The 22,978-nt window shown below is 70.3% G+C and carries 9 protein-coding genes; 4 read left to right on the forward strand and 5 right to left on the reverse strand.

Going from position 1 to position 22,978, the window contains the following annotated elements; translation table 11 throughout:
- Positions 1 to 40 precede the first annotated feature (40 nt).
- Positions 41 to 6,007 (forward strand): P-loop NTPase family protein, encoded by a 5,967-nt coding sequence (locus IE305_RS02175; protein WP_190127620.1) that lies wholly within the window; start codon positions 41 to 43, stop codon positions 6,005 to 6,007.
- Between the two features lie 54 nt (positions 6,008 to 6,061).
- Here the strand turns inward: IE305_RS02175 and IE305_RS02180 are convergent, their stop codons facing one another.
- From IE305_RS02180 to IE305_RS02195, 4 genes are read right to left on the reverse strand one after another with little or no spacing between them, the layout of a single operon-like run.
- Positions 6,062 to 9,055, reverse strand: coding sequence for a pPIWI_RE module domain-containing protein (locus IE305_RS02180; RefSeq protein WP_190127621.1), 2,994 nt, complete (start codon positions 9,053 to 9,055; stop codon positions 6,062 to 6,064).
- A gap of 22 nt (positions 9,056 to 9,077) precedes the next feature.
- Positions 9,078 to 12,782 carry a pPIWI_RE_Z domain-containing protein gene (locus IE305_RS02185; RefSeq protein WP_190127622.1) on the reverse strand — a complete coding sequence of 1,235 codons (3,705 nt, stop codon included), beginning with the start codon at positions 12,780 to 12,782 and terminating at the stop codon, positions 9,078 to 9,080.
- Positions 12,775 to 13,968, reverse strand: coding sequence for a pPIWI_RE_Y domain-containing protein (locus IE305_RS02190; RefSeq protein WP_190127623.1), 1,194 nt, complete (start codon positions 13,966 to 13,968; stop codon positions 12,775 to 12,777). The genes IE305_RS02185 and IE305_RS02190 overlap by 8 nt, the downstream gene beginning before the upstream one ends.
- Positions 13,965 to 15,497: a PD-(D/E)XK nuclease family protein gene (locus IE305_RS02195; RefSeq protein WP_229890428.1), complete on the reverse strand. Its 1,533-nt coding sequence runs from the start codon at positions 15,495 to 15,497 to the stop codon at positions 13,965 to 13,967. The genes IE305_RS02190 and IE305_RS02195 overlap by 4 nt, the downstream gene beginning before the upstream one ends.
- A gap of 381 nt (positions 15,498 to 15,878) precedes the next feature.
- Here IE305_RS02195 and IE305_RS02200 point away from each other — a divergent pair, with 381 nt between their 5' ends.
- Complete coding sequence (locus IE305_RS02200) at positions 15,879 to 17,345, forward strand: serine/threonine-protein kinase (protein WP_190127625.1); 1,467 nt, start codon at positions 15,879 to 15,881, stop codon at positions 17,343 to 17,345.
- Positions 17,346 to 17,387: 42 nt separating this feature from the next.
- On the opposite strand, the gene IE305_RS02205 is transcribed toward IE305_RS02200, so the two are convergent.
- The gene (locus tag IE305_RS02205) at positions 17,388 to 19,406 is read right to left on the reverse strand and encodes an N-6 DNA methylase (protein WP_190127626.1); all 2,019 of its coding nucleotides are present in this window, start codon (positions 19,404 to 19,406) and stop codon (positions 17,388 to 17,390) included.
- Between the two features lie 255 nt (positions 19,407 to 19,661).
- On the opposite strand from IE305_RS02205, the gene IE305_RS02210 reads away from it, so the two are divergent.
- Positions 19,662 to 21,233 carry a carboxylesterase family protein gene (locus IE305_RS02210; protein WP_190127627.1) on the forward strand — a complete coding sequence of 524 codons (1,572 nt, stop codon included), beginning with the start codon at positions 19,662 to 19,664 and terminating at the stop codon, positions 21,231 to 21,233.
- A 144-nt stretch (positions 21,234 to 21,377) separates the two neighbouring features.
- On the forward strand, positions 21,378 to 22,907 hold the full coding sequence (locus IE305_RS02215; protein ID WP_190127628.1) for an FAD-dependent monooxygenase: 1,530 nt from the start codon (positions 21,378 to 21,380) through the stop codon (positions 22,905 to 22,907).
- Positions 22,908 to 22,978 lie beyond the last annotated feature (71 nt).

Genomic DNA, 22,978 nt, shown 5'->3' on the forward strand with positions numbered 1-22,978 from the left:
CGCCCTGCGCTGTCCCACAGCACCAAAGAACGGAGTACGCATGCACGACCAGTACCACGTTTTGGCGGGGCCGCCGATGTCACCGCCGGAAGCACCGCCCGAGCTCCTCAAGGCGCTTGCGGCCGCCCTCAACGCCGTGGGGACGCCTGTCGCGGACGCGCTCGACGAGGTCACTCTGGATGCTCTCCAGCTGGCCTTCCACTCGATCTCGCCGCGGGACAGGCAGGTCCTGTTACGGCAGGTGGGCATCAAGCTGGCCGCTCCCCGGCGGGCGAGCAAGTCGCTCTGCCGTGATGTCCTCACGCGTCTGCGGCGCGACGCACGGCAGCATTCCTGTGTCTGCGCCACCAAGGTACTGACGCAGCGGGTGATGGACGACGTGCTGGGTGCTGCCTGGTGCGAGGACGGCGAGGTGGCGGCGGATCCGGTCGCCCGCTGGAGCGAGGCCCTGGCCCGGGCGGCCATCTTCAGCTGGTGCCAAGCTTCCACCCTGGACGCCGGCCTGTTCGTGTGGGCCGCAGACCGGAACTGGCTCGGCCTTGGCACGAGCACCCCGCAGCTGGCCGCAGTGCGGACCGCAGCCATCGCACTGCTGGACGCCACAGCAGACTTCAGCCCCCACTCGGCCACGGTGGCCGAGACTCTGCGCCGTACGCCCTCCGCGGTTCTGCCGCAGACCCGGCAGGCCACGGAGGAGCCGGCATCGACCGGTTCCGCGGTGGATGCCGCCTACGGCCAGCTGGAAGCGTCTCTCTCCGCTGCCCGCGAGGCGGTCGGCCGCATCATCGACGCCCTCGACGCCGGAGAGCCGCCCGAGGAGGACGACCTCCTGGCGCTGTCCGCCCTCGCGCCACTGTTCACCGACCTCCAGCAAGCGTTGGCCGCTGTCGGCATCACCGACGTGCCCAGGCGGCTGGACGACCTTGCCCGGGCAGTGGAAGCCCACGGTGAGGCACGCAACCGTGACCTGGCCGCCCGGGAGAGGCTGCGCACGCTCCTCACGGTCGCCTGCGCCGAGGGCAGCGTCGGCGAGCCGGCGCTGGCCAGGGCACACGACCGGGCGAACCAGCTGCTGGGACGAACTGCGTGGGACGACACCGATCGGGCCCTGGCAGCGTCGCTCGCCATGTTGGTGGACATAGCCGAGCTGGCCGGCCAGGCCGACGACCTGTCGAGGATCATGGAGCTCCAGCAGCGGATCGGGCAGGACCTGCCCGACTGTTTGCATGCGGCCGTGATGTATCAGCACCTGTCCTTCACGCACCACGACACGGACACCACGGCTGAAGAGGGACACTCCGGCCGGGAGGAGACGCTGCTGCACGCGGTTCGGGCCGGGGCCGGCGAGGCCGACAGGCTGGAGCCGGTGCCGGTGCCGGTGCCGGATGAACCGCAGGACACTCCACAGGACACCGCCTCGGACGACAACCCGTCGGCCGAAGCGTGTGACGGAAGTCCGTGTGCTGAGAGCGACCTGCCCGAGGAGGCTGTAGACGTTGCACCGGGCACCGGACAGCCCCTCGCCGAGGCCCACGCCCCCGGCGACGAGCCGGCCCCCCAAACCGGAAGAGCTCCCGAGGAGGCTGACGAAACCCCGGCCGCCGGCCCGGCGCCGGCCGTGGTCGAGAAGGAGCTCACCCGGCTGGTCGCCGAAGGCAGGTTCGGCCTTGCCGCCCACCTGTCGCGGGCTGCCGGGCGATCCGGGTCCGAGGCCGCGGCGCTGCGCCTGGCCGCGGCCGCCGCCGTGCTGCGCCCCGGGCACAACGGCGCGGCCCGGGCTGTCGCGGAAGCCCTCCAGCAATGGGACCTGCTCGAATCCCGTGACGCGGAGGGCTTCGAGTTCCTGCTGCTGCCCGCCCTGGTTCGTGCCGCGCTCGTCACCGGGGAGCACGTCACCGCGGCTCAGCTGAAGGCACTGGCGCCGCGGTTGCCGGAGAACCTCGCTGCCGTCGCCATCGCCGTGGGCGACCGAGCGCTGAACAACGCTCTCCTCCTCGCACCGCCGATGGCCGTGATCGCTGATGTGTCGGAGTCCGAAGCGAGACTGCACGAGATCACCGAGCAATGCCGGGCCTTGCTGAAGCCGCCCCGCCTGCGCTTCAACCGGGCGACCAAAATTGCTGCGCGGTGGTTGGCCGCGGACGGTTTGCTCGGCGGAATGCTGCGGGACATCGTGGCCGGCAGGCCCGGTGCCGGCGCGTCGGCCCGCGAGGCCGTCGAGCGGCTGGGGCGCCTCTCCGAGGTCCAGAGCGAGATCGACCGTCTGGACCGGGAAGAGCGCGGTTCCAGTGGCCGCGCTCTGCAAGGGTCCGGTCGTCAGGACCTGGTGCACCTGGTCGAGCGAGTGGTGGACCACGTCAAGACCTGGCTCGACGTCACCGAGACTCTGCGCCGTGGGGAGACGGCCGAGAACGAGTGGGCCGTCCGGGCGATCGCGGCCATGCGACAGGAAGTGCTCGCCCTGCAAGCCGGAGCCCTCGCCGACCTGGACGCCGCCACGGGGCGTTCGGGCCTGCCCGCCGCTGCGGCGAAGGCTGCCCGGGAGGCGCTCGTCGTCCTGTTCCACGAGCTGGACCACGGCGCGGCTGCCCATTGGCCGGCTCCGGAGCTCGATGCGCGCGTCGTGATCGACGCGGAGTTGCTCAAGGTGCCGGTCAGCGGTGGTGGCCGGCCGTCCCTGCCGGACCTCCTCGCGGCCGTGGACCGGACCTGGGACGAAGCCTTGGAGCTCCAACAGGGCCAGGACGCGTTCCATGCCGCCCATCGCATTCTCGACCTGGCCGACTGGGGAGTGCTGCCGCACGCCGGCGCCGTCTGCTTCGGGGTGGAACGGCGTTCGGCCCTGGAGGAGATCGAGGGCCGCCGGCGTGTGGAGCTGGCAGAACGGCACGACCAGCTCGTCGCCGAGTTGCGACGGGCACAGGCCGATGGGGCGCTCTCCGACGACCAGGACGTCAAGCTCCAGGAGCTCCTGGCCGATGCCTGCCCGACGGCGGAGGACGGTACCCCCAGGGTGCTGAGCACGGTACGGCACATGCTCGAGGAGGTGGAGCGGCTGCTGCCCAGATACCGGAAGGAAGCCGCCGACCGTCTCCGGGCGCGTCTGGCGGCCCTGCCCGACATCACTGCCGACGAGCGGGCCCAGGTGCTGCGCCACCTGGACACCGGTGGCTTCGCGACCGCTGCGGACCTTGTCTACTTCCTGGAACTGGGCGAACCGGTACCGGAGATCGAGGCGGACGAATCCCACCTCGGAGGCTTCTACCCCGCCGTGCCCGCGGGACTGTCCGAGGGGGTCACCACGGAGCTCATCGGCCTCGTCCGTGACCGCCAGAAGCACCCGGTGCTGCCGGCCCTGGACTACACGCACCTGTCGGCGGACGAAGCGGCGCGGGCCGCCGACGCCTTGGCACGGTGGAAGGAGCTCGCGGACACGGCGCCCAAGGAGCGCCAGAACCGCAATGTCCGGACCATGCTCCTGCCGGCTCTCCAGCTCCTCGGCTACGAGGCCCAACGGGCTCTGCCCCTGCACGACCTGCCGCGGAGCAACGAGTACCGTTTCGTCGAGGTCGTCGACATCGAGGTCAACGGCCGGGCCTGGGTGCCCGCCTTCGGTACGAAGCTCCTCGAGCACGGCGGCAGGCTGCGCGTCCTCATGCTCTGGGGCCGCCCCGGGGCGAGGCTGCTGCTGAGCCGCGTGTTGAAGGAACCGAGCCGCGGAAGCCTGCTCGTCGCCTACTTCGGCACGCTCGGCCGCGAGACGCGCGAGGAACTCGCGACATTGTCCGACGGTTCGCTCATGGTCGTGGACGATGCGGCCCTCGCCTACCTGGCCGCCCACGGGAACCGCCAGGTGAGCGTGGCCACCGAGATATTGCTGCCCTTCTCCGGAGTGAATCCCTACATCAAGGAGAAGCGGGGCGGAATCGGCCGTGAGATGTTCTACGGCCGCGATGCCGAGCGCAAGAGCATCCTCGACCCCGACGGTACGCAGATCATCTTCGGTGGCCGGGGGCTGGGCAAGTCGGCGCTCCTCAACGACGCAGGTGGCCGCTTCGCGGAGCAGGAGCGGGGGTATCACATTCCCGTCTACCTGGACTTGAACCGGTACAACATCGGCACCGGCAACGCCCTGGGGCCGGAGACGATCTGGAGTGTCCTCGACCAGGAGCTCACGGAAAGGGAGGTCCTTGCGCCGCCACACCGGCGCAAGGTGCAGACGGCCGACCCGTACGAACGAGTGCGCTCGGGTGTCAAGGACTGGCTGGACGCCGACCCCCGGCGCAGGTTGCTCATCCTGATGGACGAGTGCGACCGGTTCTTTGAGGCCGATGTGCCGCACTGTACGCAGACCCAGCGGCTCAAGGGGCTGTGCACGGACAACCGGAACCGGCTGAAGGTCGTGTTCGCGGGTCTGCATTCTGTGCAAAGGTTCACCCGGCTGGCCCGCAACGGCCCGTTCCGTCATCTGGCGCAGACCCCGACGGTCGTCGGACCGCTGCGTCCGCAGTACGCCGCGGACCTGCTGGTGCTGCCGATGAGGGCGCTGGGCTTCGAGTTCGCCGACGTCGACCTGGTGAACCGGGTGCTGGGGTACTGCTCCTACCAGCCGTTCCTGCTCCAAATGTTCGGTAGCCGACTGGTTGAGGTCATGCAGCGCAAGCGGGCCCGGGGGGACCTCGCCGGTCCGCCGTTCCCCATCGAGGCGGCCGAGGTCGAGGCCGTGGAGTCGGACCCGTGGCTGCGGGAGGGCATCACCAAGGCGTTCAAGGAAACCCTCGACCTGGACGACCGCTACCGGGTCATCGCCAACGTGTTGGCGTGGTACGCGCGCGAATACGGCCTGGAGACGCGGCTGAGCGACGTCGAACTGCGGGACGAGTGTGCCGGCTGGTGGCATGAGGGCTTCAAACAGCTGGACAGTGAAGGATTCCGCACCTACCTCCAGGAGATGGTCGGCCTCGGCGTACTGGCACCCAACCATGACGGACGGGGCTGGCACCTGCGGGGACCCAACGCATTGCGCATGATCGGCACCAATCAGGAAGTCGAGACCCAGCTGCAGAGCGCCGAGAGCGAATGCCGCCTGGAGGAGACGGTGGTGCTGGAAGGCCGGCCCGAGGTCAGGGACGGCAAAGTGGCCCCCCTCACGGTCGCACAGGTCGACGACCTGCTGGGTGACCACAGCAACCAGACCCGGGTCGTTCTGGGCACCCCTGCCACCGGGATCGGCGACGTGGCTGAGACCCTGCGGACCGTCACCGGCCGCATGTCGGGCTGGACCATGCCGCCCGTCAAGAGCATCAGGGACTTCCGGCAGGACCTGACCGCAGGCCGCCCCGGGGAACGACGCGTCGTCGTCAGCGACCTGGCCGACAAGGAAGTGAACGACGACAACTGCCGTGAATCGCTGGCACTCGCCCAAAACCTCCTTCCGGAACGGCCGGGTGTGACGAGAGCTGTCGTACTCGTTGCGGGACCGCGGCAGCTCGGCCTCTGCCGCGATCTACTGACGGATGACGACACCGCGGCGTCCCTCCTGGTCGTGTTGCGCCGGCACGACCGTCATAGCCTGAAGACGTGGAGCCAGCGAAGCGGCCTGTTCGACAGCGATGAACGGCTGACGCGCATCCTGGAGGTGACCGGTGGCTGGCCCGTCCTACTGGACCGGGCCGTCGCCTTGCACCGCACGTGCAAGGACGAGGCCGAGGCGCTGCGGCGACTCGCCGACGAGCTGGAGTCGACCGGTCCGGCGGCGCGCTTCGTGGACGCTTCAGGGATCAACGCCGACCCGCTCATCGCCACGGGTTACCGGGCCGTTGCCAAGGAACTCAACGGTGACTGGGCTGACGAAGGCGTTCTGCTGACCGCCATGGAGCTGCACGGACTGGAAGAGGAGGAGGCCCGGTGGGCCTGCTCCTGCTTGGAGGCGTTCCAGGCCCTCGACCGGGACGGTTGCAGGTTGCGATTGGAGCCGGTTCTGTACAGGTGCTGGGCACGTCCCTGAGGCGCGGCACCGTGCGGGGGGCGGCCTCAGGCCGCCCCCCGCGACACCGTGGTGTCAGAAGAGTGAGAGCTGTTCTTCCGGCTCCGGTTCGCCCACGAGACTGGCGGCTTCCGTCAGATCGGGATCCACATCGCCCGCCTCCGGGGCGTCCGTCTCCGTGGTTTCGGCGAAAGTCGGCAGGACGTAGGCCTGGGCCAGGCCGGCCAGGTGCAAGGGCAGCGGCAGCGACAAGGCGTCCGGATAGTCGGGGGCCTGACGCAGTTGGTGCATCGCCATCGCGATTGCCTCGGGTCGGTCGCGGTGCCCGGTGCCGTCACCGCCCGGATGGCATCCCAGCACCGTAATTTCGACCAGGGCAGGGTTCCACGCGCCGGTCCCAGCCTGGGACGTGAGCTTGCCTGCCGCGTTGACGCGTGTGCTGAGACGATCCAGCGACGGGGAGATGGCATGGGTGCGCGGTCTGTCCGTCGTGCTGTAGAAGACGCGCTGCTCGGAAGGGCTCGTTTCGCTGGTTGACGGCAGCGCCCAGAACCCTGCCGGCTGGCCGTTCGCCTTGCCGGGCTTGGCCACTCCCCACCACTGAGCGGTCTCCCGCCCTGCGCGGCCTCTCACCCGGACCAGCCTCAGCTCGTCGTCCAGCCTGCGCGCGGGCGCATGGCCGTCCTTGATCAGGTCCCTTCGGGTAACGCCGTCCTGCAGCCATGGCCAGTGGAGCCGGCTGTTCTGCGCATGGGTGATGAGGACGGTCGGGCCGCCCCGCAGGGAGTGCAGGACGCGGTGCAGAAAACTGGCTGTGTCCTGCTGCTGCTGTTCCATGTGGGTGCGCCATTGCTGAGGCCGTGCCCCTGCGTCGGCCGCCGTCCTGTCGAGCGGTGAGGCCCACGCCCTGGGATCGACTTCTGCCTCCTTCACCAAGCCGAGGAGGAAGGCGGGGTAGGGAATCCACGTTCGCGCGGAGTCGTCCCACCCCTCTACCCGCGCCAGGCCCGGGGCCCCCGACAGCGGCGTGACCAGGACAGCCACCGGCAGATGCTTGGGAAGTCGCGTGGGCCCGTCCTTGCGCCGCTTGACCATCCAGAGAGCGGCGTACCGCAGTCCATCGCGCAGGGCGCTCCCCAGGGTGTGCTCCGGCAGCACGCGTACCCCCAATTGGCGTAGCCCGTCCAACCAGGCGTTGTGCGTGCGGTGACCGAGGTTGTTCTCGTTCTGGATCTGGCGGTCACCCGACGGGGTCACTGCGAACTGGGTGAGCACACCCGCATCGGCGCAACCGAGCCGCATGGCGAACTTCGGGTCGCTGCCGGCCTGCCGAAAGGTGCTGGGGTGAGCGATCTCCACGAGCGCGAGTGCCGGGTGGCCGGGGTCGGCCCCGTCCTCCCCAAGCCAGGAGCGCAGAGCGCTGCGCCGCTCCTTGATGGCAGCCGCGAGCCGTTCCCCCTTGCCCTTCACCGCCGGGTCGAGGAGCAGACGGTCACCGAGCCCGGCGGTCAGGGGGAGGCACCTCAACCGCAGCACCAGCTCTTCCGTACGCCATTCCAGCAGGATGGGGGAGCCCGGACGGGCATCGTCGAACTGCTGGTCCGAGACGTCCGACATGCCGCCGTCGCCGTCGAGGCCCAGCACCTCCGCGAACGCCGTAATGGCGGCCTGGCGGAACACCGATGTCTGCCACAGCAGACGAGCCTCGACGAGCGGGACGGCCCCCGACAGGGCATCCGGCGCGTCACCGAGGCGCGAGATGGCCGCGAGCGCGGTGCGCCTGGCCGCTGCAGCTCTCAGCTGTTCCGTCTTCTTCCCGGCGTCTCCCACCGGCTTGGCCCGGCGATTGGCCGGCGGGGCGACCCCGGTGCCACGGCGTACCAGGTCGGGCACGCGCACCACACCCTCGGGCAGTGCACTTTCCGCCCACTCCGTGAGTTCCGAACGCTGGTGCGGCATGAGGCCGGGCCCCACTTCGTGGGCCCCCATGCGGGTGCTGTGGACCACAAGGGCGCGTACGCCCGGCCCGTCCCCGATCCAGTCGAGGGGCTCGGCGAGCAGCCGTTCCGGTACGGGGAAGCGCTCCTGAAGGGTCAGGTGCTGCAGCATGCCGGCCGGGTCGTTGTGGAACCAGTCGAAGGTGTCCCGCCGGTGGTCACGGACGAGACGGGCCACGGCGAACCGGTCGCTCGCGGGGGCCCCGGCCAGCCACGGGATCTTCGGCTGGAGGTAGACCGACGTCGCCCGGTGGTAGGGGAGGTTCAGCCTGCCCGTGTCCGGCCTCGGGTGGGTCGCCCAACGCCGCACGCCCCAGTGCAGGTGGAGGTGCGGGCGGGGAGCGAAGGGAACGGTGTGCAGCGATATGTTCAGGGTGATCGAGAACCACCAGTCCCTGCGCTTGATGTGGCGGCAGAGGGGCTGGGACATCAGCTCAGCACCCTGCTCCTTGGGCCCGCGGGGAACGGCCCGGAACCTGAGTGTGCCGCCTTCGAACACGTACGGGTCCAGCTGGAGGATCCGGCGGGCCAGCGCATCGGTGGCCAGCTGGAACTGCCAGGACTCTGGTGCGGCGGTGCCGCCCGGCCCCGGTGGAAGGGCAGCGCCCAGCAGGTCCACACCGTCGATGTGCTCCCAGCTGGGTGTGGCCTCCTTCAGCTCGGTGCTGGTGCTCAGCATCAACGACCGGAACTCCGGGTCTTCCCTCGCGTCCTTGGGGCCCAGTGTCCGCAGCCAGGCGTCCATGAGCTGTCCCAAGACACGGCCGGGTAGGGGGTCGGGGACTTCCCCGGGGGCGTAGAGCCAGAAGTCTCCCACCGACCGGGCGTCCCGGGGGGCGGGCTGCCTGGGCCGGGGCCGGACGACGAGGTCGGGGGCCAGTGTCTGCAAAAGGCCGTCCAGACGTCCGGTCGGGGCGGTTTGGAAGTGCTGCGACTCGTCTCGCCCGTGGTTGCACAGACGCAGGGGGCCGTCGTGCCAGAGCTCCGGCCGGGGCAATGCGCGATAGCTCTCCGTCCAGGGGCGTGCCTCTGGTGCCAGGACGTACGCGGCCCGGCGGATCGTTCCGTACATGGTTCTCCGTAGCCGTAGGAGGTCAGAGGTGAGTACTGGGAAGGTGCCTGTTTTCGGGACCGTCGAGACGGCACAGCGCCTCGTACAGCGGCTGGTAGAGCGTCGTGACGAGAGCCGGCTCGGCCGGATCACGGAAGGAATGGTCGTGGTGGGGGCGGGTGAAGTAAGGGGCCAGGACATCGCGTAGGCGGATGAGGAGCCCGGCGTCCTTGAGCCAGTGGGGAACGGGTTCGTTCACGGCGCAGGTCCTCTGCCGGGCGGCCAGTTCCGGGGCGAACGCCGCGTCGACGAACACGACGCGTGCCGGTACTCCGCCACGTACCAGGCGCCCGATCACCTGCCAGATGGCGACCAGTTGGTCCCAGGCGAAGGATTCCTTCTCGGGCTCGGAGAGCGCCGAGTAGATGTAGGGGCGGGACAACAGGTGCCGCCACACACCGCGCGCCGTCGCCCGGAAGGCACGACCTGCCTGGTCCAGGGTGCTCGCCGCGCCCACCAGCTCTCCGAAGGTGCCGTGCAGCAGCCCTGGCTGGTCCCGGACGAATCGGGTGGCCCAGTCGTTGATGCCGAAGACAGCCAGGGAGAGATCGTCCGGCACGGGGTGCGGGCGTGCGAGGAAAAAGACGGTACCGAAAGCCGCGACCCTGGGTTCCCCAGCTACCTGCGGAACCGTGAGGATGTTGTGTCCTCGTTCGACGGCGAGCAGCGGCGCCACGAGCAATTCGGCGTCGTGGTCGTCGGCGAACGAGCCCAGGTCTCCTCGGCGTACTGCGTTCGGCCGGGCAGATGGCCTGGCCGTCAAGGTGTCGGAAGAGGGACCACCACCGAGCTCGGCGTCGTCAGCGATGAGCACCCGTACCTTGCCGTGCCAACGGGCCATCTCGTCGAGCTGGTCGGCGACGGCAGCCGCCTCGCGGTAGCTGCCGACCATAAGGAGAGCCCGACGTCTGCGGTCGTCGGCGATCTGGTTGAGTTCCTGCTGAAGCAGGCTGTTGTCGCCTCCCGGGCCCGGCTTGGCCAACTTGTCCACCATGGTGCGGAGCGTGGCAGCCCGGTCGTCCGGATGCGCACCCGACAGCCGGATCGGCCTGCCCTCGTCGTCGTATAGGAACATGGTGGTGAACTCGGTCTTCCGGATGGCCCGGAGCGTCTTCTCTTCCGGCTTGAGGACTGCTTCGACCGGGGCGAGAACGTGGGCGCGGGTCGAGGTGCCGGCCCAGCTCGTACCGGACATCAGCAGGACGTTGGGGCCGGGCAGCCCGTGCTGGGGGGCGGCTCCCAGCCGCGGGAGGTTCAGCAGAAGTTCGCGGCCGACGCCGGCACACCGGAAGAAACGCAGGGTTCCCGTCTGTCTCCCGTCAGTGTCCCGAGTCCGGTCCCGGTCATCGAGCAGGTACTGGAAGCCCAGGACGTTACCCATCGGCGATTCAGGCAGTAGGGGCGCGTAGTCGAGTGGTGGCCTGCGCACGAGGTCGTTGTTCGTGGCGTCCAGGCGTAATGCCGCCTCCACCTGGGGCCACAAGAAGGTGACCCGGTCGAGTCGCTGGTGGAGCGCGGCGAGGATCAGGGTGAATTCCAGTCGCTGGGCGTTGCGCTCGAGCCAGCCATCGCTGAACGGAACATCGGCGTCGGTCATCTTCCCTGGCCGGCGTCCCACCCTGGGGCGTTCGTCCGGTCCCGGAGCACCGCGCAGAAGACGGTCCAGGAGATACCGGACCCGCTCTCGTGTCTTCCGTTCGTTAAGGGTGTGCAGCAGGTCATGGGCAAGGCGGGTCAAGATGTCGGTGTCCGTTCCATACGGGCCCCGATCGCCGAGGGGATCGTCACGGAACGCATCGAACACCGCCGTCACCGCGGCGCGCCGGGCGGCATGGACGTCGTGCGGACGCCGCAGCGTAGCCGACAGTGTGTCCCCGTCCAGCCCCTCTTCGTCGTCGAACAGCTCGTTCTCGTCCTGCACCGACTCCTCCGACGCTGCTTCGGCCGGGGGATACCACTCGTGCAGGAGCCGTTCCTGGAGGGTCCAGGCGCTGAAGTAGTCGATCTGCACCCAGTCGCGCAGCTCTTTGTTGTTGATCAGCATGGCGTAGAGCCGGTCGGCTGCGGCCCCGACGACGTCCAGCGCGGCGGACCACCGCTCGACGTCGCGCTCGGACAGAGGCAGTCGGCCCTGCCGGGACAGTTCGGCGATTTCGTGCGTCTGCAGCTGGTCGAGCCATGAGTCGGGCCCCTTGGTCACCAGGGTTGCCGAGGGGGCGAACGCCCGGTCGAGCTGCATCTGGACGCGGTCGGCTTCGTCAACGATCAGGATGTTGCTGCGCAGAGCTGCCAGCTCCATGTACCGAAGACGCTCGGCGTTCAGCTGACGTGGCACGGCTGTGTTCACCAGACTCGCCGGGTTGGCCACCCAGATCAGGGCGTCGACGAGCTCGCGGGCCGCGGAATGGCGTGGGCAGACGCCCCACAACGGGCACGCGTGCGGCGGACCGGTCTCCTCCTCCGCTGCGTCCGGGCCCTCCTCGACCGCTCCACGTGCGTGACGCAAGGCTTGCCGGGCCCGCGCAGAGGCCGAATCGGGCGTCGTGCTGGAGGACGGCCGGCGGGGACGCAGTCGGCTGCAGGGTGCGTCTGCGTAACGCAACGGCTCGACGGCCTCCAAGCCGCGTTGCGCGTCGAGCGGGCACGCCGTACTGAGGTGCCGGAACGCCAGGTCCGTATGGGTCAGCAGGGAGCGGGCGCCACGGGCCGCGAGGCGCCGGTGCAGCCGCTGGGTGTGCTGCTCCCGTGTCGTGCTGCCTTGGACGAGGGAGGCTTTCAGACCGAGTGCCGTGAACCTTTCGGTCAGGGCGAGCTGTTCGGCTACATCGCCGACGACGACGGTGGTCCGCAGGTTCCTGCGGTGGGCCCAGACGGCGATGAGTGCCATGATGGTTGACTTCCCCGACCCGACCATCCCCACCATGTGGGTCAGCTGATCCAGCCGGAGCTGTGTCGCGCGCTCGAAACCGGTCCTGTCGGCGGTCCGTACGTCCAGGTGCAGATCCTGGAGACGGCGCTGCCAGTCGCCGGACGGAAGACCTCTGAGCCTTTCCTCTTCGTCCATCCACCGTGCCGTCTCTTCGAGCTCGTCGATCGGCACATCGATGGGCCCGGAAGGGCCGGGTCGCCCCGCAGCAAGGTCATGGCCCTCCGGTGGGGGCTGCATGAGATTCTGGGGAATCACCACGGAAGCCTGCCGACGGCGCTCCGTGAAAAGGTGCGAGCCGGCTTCAGCCCAGGGCAGCGGGTTGGTGGCGAACTCGGGGATCCGGCTGAGTGCGGTGTCGTAGACGGAGAACCGATGGGAGGCGATCGGAGGGTCGACGCGGCGCGCCGAACCGTGGCCCTGCGGCAGGCGGTAACCGCGCAGCTGCTCGGGGAGCTCCGTGTAGGCTTCCAGGCTTTGCAGCCACATCCGGCGCCTGCGCATGGGCCAGAGCAGATGGCGGGCGGACGCGATGGCGATCTGTTCGGCCGGTCCGTCGGCGATCCCCGCAGCCCTGGCGAAAGGGTATCCGCTGAGCAGCGCCCAGACGCCGTTCGCGGCCGCCTGCGGGTCGAGGAGCTCCAGGAGCCGCAGACCCAGCTCGACCTGGCAGAGCAGGGCGGGCCGGGTGCCGGCATGGGCCTCCGGCCAGGGGGTGAGGTCCTTGATCAGCGCTCTGTACCAGGAGCTGCGGTCACGCATGGCCTTCTTGCCTTTCCGTGAGGTTCGCCGAGCGGTCCGGGGCGATACGGGCGTGGGGGCCACGTTCTCCGCGGAGCCGGGCCATTGCCGCCTCTCTCAGCTGGACGTCGGTCAACAGACGCAACCCGCCCGCTCCAGGAGGCCGTTCCCTCGCGTAGACGTCCAGGTAGTCCTTCCGTACGGCGACCCGGAACCGTGGCACGACCCAGCACGCCTCGTCGTAGGACGGTTCCCGGGGCACGGGCTGCGCTGCCCGGCCCAGGAGGCCCGGGTGGGCCCAGTCCTTGACGTCGATGGCCCAGACGTGTCCGTCGGGGAACGTGACTCGCAGGTCGTACGCGTCGTAACCGGGCCACATCTCCACCACGAGCCCCAGGTGCCGCAGGCTCTGTTCCAGCTGGGTCTCGGCACGTCCAGGGCCGGTGACGAACTGACGCAAAGGGCGCCGGAGCTGGCGGAGTTCGCCTGCGGAGTGGCTGTCGAGTTCCTGACCCGGGGGCGGTGAGCCCTGGTGGCGGCACTGATCACGCTCGCACCACCAGCCACCGTCCACCAGGGGGAGCAGCAAGGTGAGGCATCGTCCGCAGGTGGCGTACTTGCCGTCACGCTCATAGGCGTCCGGCACCGGTTCGTAGATCTCGTCGATCAATTCCCGCACGGGGTCGAGGTAGAGATCGGTCGTGACGTCGAACCACTCGGCCTCCGTCAGCACCGGCCGGTCGACCAGAAGCCGGCGGAAGGCCGCGTACGACTCGGGCGAACCGTCCACGCGGCAGAGCCGCAGGGCCTCCGTGATCACCAACTGGTCGTACTGGGCGGAGCTGCTGTCCACGCGTCCCTTGACGGCCAACTCGTGGCAGAACTGCGTGGGCTTCGCCGACTGGGGATCGATCAGCCAGTCCTGCGCGGAGAAGATGTCCTCCGGCAGCTCCAGCGGCCAGCTGGAGACGGGGCGGCTGCGGCACCAGCGCAGCAGGTCCGGCAGGCTCGTCGGCGGGCTCGCGTCCTTGCGCAGACACTCGAGCACCAGGGCGTTGAGGGCGCGCTGGGCCTCAGCGGGGTACGGTAACCGGAAGGAGTCCAGGTTGCCGTGGTCGTCGAGCCGCACGATCGCGGTCGCGATGTCCCGTAACAGCCGTGCGTCTGAATGGCCGGCGAGGCGGGAAGCAGAGGACGTTTCGGTCATGGCATGTGCCCTTGGCCCTGAGACGGATGGCCGGCGACGTGCGCGGTGCCGACGGTGCACCACCGGCGAGCCCGGCACCCGCTGCAATGCCGTCCGGGTTGCGGTTCGTATGCGGTGTCTTCCAGGAGTGGCTGGGCGAGGCGCGTGATGACGGTACGGGCCTCCTCCGCCACCTCGGGGATGCTGGGGTCGATGCGTTCCAGGACGGAACGTCCGTCGCCCAGCAACTCGAACTCGACCCAGGAGCGCCGGGGGTCGGCACCGAGGGCCCCTGCGTTGAGCAGTAGCACTCCCATGGCGAGCTGGGGGTACTGCCGCAGGAGCGGGATGTGTTGCCTCAAGCGGCTGATCGACGTCTTCGTCTCCCGCCAGGTCCAGCCGCCACCGCGGGTGTAGAGCAGGTCCGGCGTCGCGAGGGCGACGACGTCGAGTTCCGGTACGTAGGCGGTCACGGTGTGCTGGACCCGTACCTGCTCCTGCGGGTCGAGCCGGGTCAGAGGGCAGAGCGCACGGTGCTCGTCGAGCATCGCTGCTGCCTCGCGGGCCTGCGCGCCGTGCAGTGCGAAGCCCCCCGCGCCCCAGGAATCGCGGTCCGGGGGACCGGGCATGTCGTAGCAGCTCGCCCGGGGGTGTGCTGCGTGTCGCTCGTTGAGCCAGGCATCGACAGCCCGGCCGCGGATCGTGTGGGGGTCCTCCACCAGGAGCGAGTCCAGCCGTAAGTGCCGGGTGAGGTGGTACTGGGCAGGGCACTCGCTGTGCAGCCGCAGGTCCCAGACGGATACCGAACGCCGACGGCGGCGCCGTGCCGGTGGCGTACCGCCCCACAGCGCGGGGGTCCGATGAAGGTCGGGACAGCGGCTGATGGCCTTGCACGAGACGCAACTCTCGCCGGGGCGGCGCTCGGTGCCCGTGGCGGCGGCCTGGAACGCTGGAGCGGCATGCTGCCTGAACTGCTGTCCTACTTCTTCCTGTTCCCAGTCCAGTATCGGCAGGACAGAACCGTCCGTGCACCCGAAGGCGAAGGCCCGCAGGCGCTGGGGAACGGGATGGGCCGCGGCGGCGTCCGGCGGAGGAGCCGAGCCTCGCCGGAAGTCGGCAACGGGCGCTCCCTGAGCCATCACCTGTGCCATGGCTGCCTTCTCAGCCTCGGGCCGCTCGGCCTTGGGCCGCCCGAAAGAAGGAACCCACAGGTCGCGCACGCGCCCATCCGCCGAGGCATAACGACGGCCCCAGACCGTGTGCTCGTATTGCCGGGCACCACGCTGGTCCGGCTCCAGCTGTCTGGCGGTACGGGCGATCCATTCCGGCCGGACGGGGAGGGTTGGCGGGATCCCCGCAGCCTGCGCTGTTTCCTGCTCGGTTGCCCGTGCTGTGATGTATCGCTCCAGGGCCTCGGCCGTCCAGCGGAGCAGCCCCGGGTGGGCCGGTGAGCTGCGACGGCCAAAGGTCCCTTGGGTGCTGTGAAGTTCGCGGATCACGAGCGCCAGTGGCCTCTGCTGGTGTTCGATCAGATCGAGCGCGGCGAACAAGGGTGCTGCCGCGAAGTCCTCCCACGGCTCGGGGAGGTAAGGGTGAGGCGGCTCGGGCCTCAGCAGTGGACGCACGGCCGTGAACCGCTGCACGGGGCAGGCGGCGGGTGCCGGACGGGCAACCGTCGTACTCACCCTGATGAGCCAGGAACTGCCCTCAACGCCGTCGGGCGCGGGCGGGTATGGCATGACCACCCCCTGGGGGAACGGAGGAGCGCGCAGGGGCGCTCCGTCCCGGTCGCCGGTGACCGGGACGCCTCTGAGCCGGAACCCTACACCGCTGTGAACTAAGTACACGTCCAAGTTGGCCCAGTTTCCCTTCACGTGATCCGCTACGCTGCTGAGCGCGGGGGTCGCTCAGGTGTTAGGGGAGGGATAGGGGTGGACGAGTGGTCCGAACGGCCGGTGGCCGGGGTGGTCCTCCAGGGGCGCTACGTGCTGGAGGAGACCGTCGCGAAGAGCGGCATGTCCGAGGTGTGGCGTGCCGGCGACCAGACGACCGGGCGTTTCGTTGCGGTCAAGTTCCTGCGCATGGACAGCGAGGACACCCACCACCTCGACGCACAGGAACGGCGGGAAGTGCAGCGGGAGTTGTTGGGGCGCTTTCGCCGTGAGGCCTTACTGCTCGAGCAGCTGGCCCATCCGGGGATCCCCGAGTTCTACGCTCAGGGCTCGTTCGCCGGGCGTCCGTACTTGGTGATGCAGTGGGTTGAGGGCGTCACGTTGCACGACTTCCTGAAGCGACATGGTGCGCTGGCTCTTCCGGTGGCTGTGGCCGGTGCGGTGCAGATCGCTCGTGCGCTCGCCCATGCTCATGCCCATTCCGTGGTGCACCGTGACGTCAAGCCCTACAACGTCATGCTGGCGGACGACGGGACGGTGGTGCTGATCGACTTCGGCATTGCCAAGCCCCTCACCGACGAGGCCACGCGCTACACCCGACCGGGCTCGACGCTGGGCAGCTTCGGCTATCAGGCACCGGAGCAAATCCAGGCCCTCAAGGCGAGTACCCGTACCGACAGCTACTCCCTCGGCTGTGTCTGCTACAAGATGTTCACCGGGCGCGCGCCTTTCATCAGTTCCCAGGGAAGCGTCCACGAACTGCAGGACCAGCACCTCTACGCCGTACCGCCGCCGCTTCTCAGGTTTGTTCCCGGCCTCCCTGTGGAAGTGAACGACCTCGTGTTGCGCATGCTCGCCAAGGAGCAGGAGCTGCGGCCGGGCATGGACGAGGTATTGGCGGTGCTGTCGCCTCTCGCGCCGTCACCCGGTGAGCCTGAGCCTCGTCCCCGGTTCGTCCCGGACCTCACGATGCCCTTCCGCTCTCCCGAAATCGACTGCTCCGCGCAGAGCGTTCCGCCACGTCTGCAAGCGGCCAGCGAATGGCTCGACCGGCGGATGGTGGACCGGCTCTGCCGACAGGCACAGGAGGAGATCGACCGTGGTGACCCCGCCGAGGCCGTCCGGAACCTGGCCGAGGTGGCTCATAGGGTTCGCAAGGAGTGGGGGTACAGCTCCCGGCTGGTGCGGCAGGTCTGGGAACTGGCGGCGGACGGGCTCCGCATCGCCGGGGGCTGCCGAGAAGCGGCCCACTTGTACGACGGGATCGCCACCGATCTCGTCCGCGGCCATGAACCGAGGGACCGTGCGGACCGGGCTGTTGCCCAGCTGCGTGCCGCCGAGTGCCGTCTGGTCGACTACGACATCGGTGGTGCCATGGCGATCCTTGCCGGCACAGCGGAGCTCCTGGAGGAACTCCCCGCGGCTTTGGCGGACCAGGTCGCCGAGGCCCGGAAGGACCTTCAGATCGACGTCAATGAGCGCTGTGCGTCACCGATGGACGCATAGCTGCTGGACGTCGTCGGCGCGCCGCGGACACGGCCCGTCCGCTCAGCCGGATGCGAGACGTCCTGCGGCGAGCCCCTCGTTCAGGTCGTGCAGGAGACTCCTTCCCGCCCCGTCGAGCTCGGCGAGCAGGTCCTTGAGCGTGGCCATGTGGCGAAAGACCTCGCCATAGCGGCGCTGTTCTTCCATGGGTAGTTGGAGGACCTGAAGCCGGCGAACATCCACCCGTGAGGAGCTTGAGGCGTGGGTACCGGCTTGCCGTCCGTTGGAGGGGGCGCGGAGACAGCAGGCCAGGAAGTGGTTGTCGAGTTGCTCGGGGCTGACCCGCAAGGAGTGCAGGTGCGCGCCGAGGGCGATGGGAGGGCCGTCGTGCACCCAGGCGTCGAACGCGCGGGTGGTTCCGGCCACCACTACGTCGCCGCGCTCGGCGAGCACCACGTTCCTGTCCCTTGCGTCGATGAGGGGCAGGGGGCTGCCGCTTGCGGTTCCGGGCACCAGATCCATGATGGTCAGTAGGGGGACGGCTTGCGCGGCGTCGACGGGCTTTGCGAGGGCATCGCCGGAGGGCTGCTGGCCGCTGTGGACCGACAGGACCTTTGCTCTGACCAGTTCGCCGATCGTGGTGGTCGGGTGGCTGGCGTCCTTGAGTTTCACTCTGGCGAGTGTGGCGCTTGTGTCCTGTACCGAGGCGGTGAGTCTCCTGAGCCGGGACCATGCTTCGGACAGGTGGCTGTCATCGGCTGACGACCCCGCACCGACATGGCGTCGGGGAGTGAGGTTGACGTCATCGTCCAGCAGGTCGACGACGCTCACCCGGGCCATCCCGGCCGGTACCGGAGCCGGCTGGTCGAGCAGGTCGATCGTCTGCCGGACGACCGCACGAAGAGCTTCCCAGTCCAGGACGCCGTCCCTTCCCCCCGGCCTGACCTGATCCGTGGCATCGGTCAGAAGGACATCGCTCAGGGCGTCCTGACCGCGGCGGGCATCCGGAGCACGTAGTACCCAAAGGTGCAAGGAGAGGCTGTGTGGCTGCGCGGCCCCCGGGGGCAAAGCGACAACGGCCCTGACGCATCCGGCACGCAGCAGGGAAGCACGGATTCTGCGGCCTGCTCTGCGGGAGGCCACGGCCGGGGGGAGAAGCAGTACGGCTGTGCCGCCCGGCCGCAGGCGGGCTAGAACGTGCTGCATCCAGGCGAGTTCGGGCTCGGTGCGGGGGGGCAGACCGTGGACCCAGCGGGCATCGGTGGCCATGGCCTTGGGGTCCCAGTCGCGCTCGCTGGACGGTGGGTTGCAGAGCGCGACGTCCGCCCGCAGGCCGTGGTACGGATCGGCCCGCAGCGAGTCGACCGCCGCGATGGTGACCCGGGCACCCTCATCCCCGGCGACGAAACGGAGCCGGGTGGAGGCCAGTTCTGCCAGTGCCTGCTCGCGTTCGCACCCCAGTAGGTCCACGGGGCCCTGTCCGTACGCCGCAGCGGCGGCGGCGAGCAGATGACCGGTCCCGCAGGCGGGGTCGAGCACGATGAGCGGGCCACCGGACCGGTCCGTCCGGGCGCGGAAGGCTGCCGTGGCCATGAGTGAAGCCAGTGCGGGAGGAGTTGAATCCACCTGGCGTACGTGCGCATCGAGCCAACGTTGCAGGAGAAAGTCGAAGATCTCCCGGGTCCCCTCACGTCGCGCCAGACGGGCGGCGTCGGCCACCAGATCCTGCGCTTCCGGTGTAAGGAGCGGCACCAGGGACCGCTCGTCCTCGTTCAGCATGCGTCGGCCGGCGGCGGCAATCGCCAGTCCGGACTTCTGCCGGCTGCCCAGGGCCTCGAAACGGGGCCAGAGCAGGTCACGATCGACCGCGTCCTTGAGTTTGTGGTTGTCCCGCAACCAGTCCTCGACCTCGGACAGGGAGAACTGGGGGCTCACGTCGGAGCCACCGATGCGCTTCGGGAAGGAATCGTGCCGTCGGCGCCAGTTGCTGACCGCGGCTCGCCCTACCCCGGCGATGCGGGCGATCTCCGCGAGAGTGACAGGAACCGTACGCACGGGCAAGGGGGTGCGTGCTGAAGCCATCGAGATCTCCCTGGGGGTCGGTGCGAAGCAACCAGGGTTGCTCCTGAGCCGCGGTGGCCTCTCGGGGGCACACCGGTGCCGGGCATCCCGTTTCCCCGGCAGGCTACTACGACGCGTTGACTTTGTTCACAATGGCCAACTGTGTTTTATGACCTCTTGCCTCAGCGTCACAGTCCTCCCCGGCCGCGGCCTTGTTGATCTTCGCTTACTCCCTTCCTAGGCTGCTGACTCTCGGCGATCAAGGGGGGACAGTCGATGACTGCTACGAAGCCCGTCACGAACGACAGCAGCGCAGGACCGGTCGAGATCCGGCTCTCCACCGGCGCGGTGCGGGGCCGGCGGGAGGCCGTCCGGGGTGGGGTCGTGGCCTTTCGGGGGGTGCCCTATGGGGTGAGCGAGGGGCGGTTCGGGGTGCCGCGGGGGTGTGCGGCTTGGGGTGGGGTGCTGGCGGCTGACGGGGACGTGGGGACCGTGCCCTGGCAGCCCGTGTCGCCCGTCGGGGCCCTGATGGGGGACCCTGCGCCCGGGGTGCAGACCGAGGAGTGCCTGACGGTCAATGTGTGGGCGCCCGAGCCCGGGGAGGGGCCGCGGCCCGTGCTCGTGTGGCTGCCCGGCGGCAACTTCCTCACCGGTGGCGCCGACCTGCCGCGTTACGACGGTGCGGAGCTGGCCGCGCAGGAGCGGATCGTCGTGGTCGTCGTCAACCACCGGCTGGGTGCGTTGGGGTTCCTCGCGCCGGAGTGGGCGGGGCCCGCCGAGCTGGTGGGGTCCGGGGCCGGGGTGGACTTCAAAGCCACCTCCGGCAGCGGGTACGTGACCAACGCCGGGCTGCTCGACCAGATCGCCGCCCTGCGCTGGGTGAAGAACGAGGTCCGGGCCTTCGGCGGCGACCCGGAGCGGATCACCGTGGCCGGGCAGTCGTCGGGCGCGCAGGGGCTCGCCGCGCTGCTGGCGCTGCCGCAGGTGCGGCCGCTGTTCCGGCGGGCCGTGCTGCACAGCCCGCCGCTGGCCGGTACCGCGCCGGGCAGGGAGGAGGCGGCGGAGACCGCCGCACGCTTCCTCGACGCGGCCGGCGTGCGCGACCCCGAGGGGTTGCGGGCGCTGCCCGCCGAACGCATCCTCGCGGCGCAGCAGCAGACCGGCCCGCGGTTCGGGCCGGTCGTGGACGGCGCCGTGGTCCTCGCCCCCGACCCTCTGGAGGCCCTGCGTGCCGCGCCGCCCCTGGACGGCGTCGATGTCCTCACCGGCGTGACCCGCAACGAGTGCGCCCTCTGGCTCGGCCTGAGTGACAACCCGGCGCACGCCACCCGCGAGGGCGCGCTCGACGTGTTCCGCGCCCGGTTCGGGGAGCGCGCGGAGGAGGCGCTCGACCGCTACGTCGCCACCGCCGTGGCCGTGCGCGACGTCCTGCCCACCGCCGTCGAGGACCTGCAGAGCGACACCGCGTTCGCCGTGCCCACCCAGCGGCTCGCCGCGACCCTGCACGCGCTGGGCGCCCGCACGCGGCTCTACCGCTTCGACTGGCAGGTCCCCGGCCGCAACGCCGCCCTGCGCGCCTGCCACTGCCTGGACGTCGCCTTCCTGCTGGGCGGTGAACAGGCCCGCCGCGCCCCGCTGCTGGCCGACGCCGACCCCGCCGAGACGGCCTCGCTGCGGCGCCGCATGCGCGCCCTGTGGGGCGAGTACGTCCGTACGGGCCTCCCGGCGCCGGAGGACGAGTGGCCCGCGTACGACCCGGCCGCGCCCGCCGTACGGGTCGTCGGCGGCGACCTGGACGGCGTCGTGCTGCGGTCCCTGCTGGAACCCGGGCGCGTCGGCCTCTGGTGACGCGGGCCGGGCGCGCACGCCGGGCGCCCGGAACCGGGTGCGGCACCGCCGCCGGGCGTCCCGCGGCGGCGCGCGCACCGTTGTCCGCCGCACGGCCATCCCCGACCATGGGGGCCTGCCGAGACCGGGGGAGGGGCGGGGCGGATGAGCGGATGGCGCACGGACGTCGTGGTCGTCGGGGCGGGACCCACCGGACTGGCGCTGGCCATAGGGCTGCGCCAGTACGGCGTCGGGGTCGAGGTGCTGGAGAAGGAGGCGCGCGGCAAACGGGAGGCGCGGGCGGGCATCGTCTGGCAGCGCGCACTGGAGGTCCTGGCCGACCTGGGCTGCGCCGACGCCCTGACGGCGGCCGGTCTCTCCCTGCGCGAGGTCGAGGTGTTCGCCCAGGGGCAGCGGGTGGGCGCCATGCCCATGCGCTGCCGCGACACCGCGTTCCCGCATCCACTGTCCATCGAACAGGACGCGGTGGAACGGCTGCTGGGCGACCGGCTCGCGGCGGTGGGCGGGGGCGTGCGCTGGTCCACGGAGGCCGTGGGACTGCGCCTGGGGTCGGACGGCGCCGAGGTCGACGTACGGCTTCCGGACGGCGGCACGGACACCGTGCGCTGCGGCTGGGTCGTGGGGTGCGAGGGCTCGCACAGCATGGTGCGCAAGGAGCTCGGCATCCCCTTCGAGGGCGCGCGACGCCCCGACCTCCAGTGCGTGCAGATCAACGCGCGGGCGGACTGGAAACAGCCCTACGACCCCGCCCGCAGCTACTTCTTCCTGGAGCGGGGCGCCTCCCTGGGGGTGTCGCCGCGGCCCGGCGGCGGCTACCGCTTCTTCTGCTTCCGCACCGACCCCGACCCGTCGATACGCAGGCCACCAGGTCTGCGCGAGATGCGGGACCTGGTGGCGGAAGCCACGCACGAACCCGGCGTACGGCTGTGGCCCACCGACCCTCCGTGGGCCAACCGGGCCCGGTTCCAGGACCGGGTGGCGGGCACGCTGCGCGCCGGCCGGGCGCTGCTCGCGGGGGACAGCGCGCACCTGTGGGCGCCCATCGGCGGCCACGGTCTCAACACCGGGCTGCGCGGCGCCCACAACCTCGCCTGGAAGCTCGCCTCGGTGGTGCAGGGCCGCTGCCCCGAGGGCCTCCTCGACACGTACACCGGTGAACAGCGGCGCACGGCCCACGCGGTGATGCGCGAGATGCGGCGCAACCTGCTGGAGCTGCCGCCCACGCCCGCCTCCCTGCGGGCCGTCCGCGCGCTCGGCCCGCGCCTGATGGCCACGCCCGCCTTCGCGCGGCGCATCAGCGCGACCCTCAGTGACCTGGCCATGGGGCACGCCGGGAGCCCCCTGTCGCAGGGCGGCGCCGGGGCCCGGCTGCCCGACCTGCCGGCCACCGTCGCCGGCCGCCGCCGCAGCCTGCACGAGCTGCTGTCGTACGACCGCTGGACGCTGCTGGCCGCTCCGGGCGCCCCCGTGGACGACGAGCGGCTCGCGGCGGTGACGGGCCGGTACGCGATCCCCGTCAGGACGTTCCGGCCGCGCCTGGACCGCGGTACCGAACGCCGGTTGCCCGCGGCCGCCCTCCTCCTCGTCCGCCCCGACCGTCACATCGGTCTCGCCGCGCACGACCTGCCGGCCCTGGAAACGTACATACGCCGCTGGTTCGTACGAAAAGCCTAATAATCGGGCGTCATGCCCCATTGATCCCCCACCCGGTCATCCCGGACCATAAGCCCGGGGTCCCTCAAGCC

This window comes from Streptomyces mashuensis (assembly GCF_014654785.1).
Lineage (GTDB): Bacteria > Actinomycetota > Actinomycetes > Streptomycetales > Streptomycetaceae > Streptomyces > Streptomyces mashuensis.

Bases quoted from the DNA above. Each gene is read 5' to 3' on its own strand.
- IE305_RS02185 (WP_190127622.1), bottom strand. From the start codon at position 12,782: ATGCGTGACCGCAGCTCCTGGTACAGAGCGCTGATCAAGGACCTCACC.
- IE305_RS02215 (WP_190127628.1), top strand. From the start codon at position 21,378: ATGAGCGGATGGCGCACGGACGTCGTGGTCGTCGGGGCGGGACCCACC.
- IE305_RS02190 (WP_190127623.1), bottom strand. From the start codon at position 13,968: ATGACCGAAACGTCCTCTGCTTCCCGCCTCGCCGGCCATTCAGACGCA.
- IE305_RS02210 (WP_190127627.1), top strand. From the start codon at position 19,662: ATGACTGCTACGAAGCCCGTCACGAACGACAGCAGCGCAGGACCGGTC.
- IE305_RS02180 (WP_190127621.1), bottom strand. From the start codon at position 9,055: ATGTACGGAACGATCCGCCGGGCCGCGTACGTCCTGGCACCAGAGGCA.
- IE305_RS02175 (WP_190127620.1), top strand. From the start codon at position 41: ATGCACGACCAGTACCACGTTTTGGCGGGGCCGCCGATGTCACCGCCG.
- IE305_RS02205 (WP_190127626.1), bottom strand. From the start codon at position 19,406: ATGGCTTCAGCACGCACCCCCTTGCCCGTGCGTACGGTTCCTGTCACT.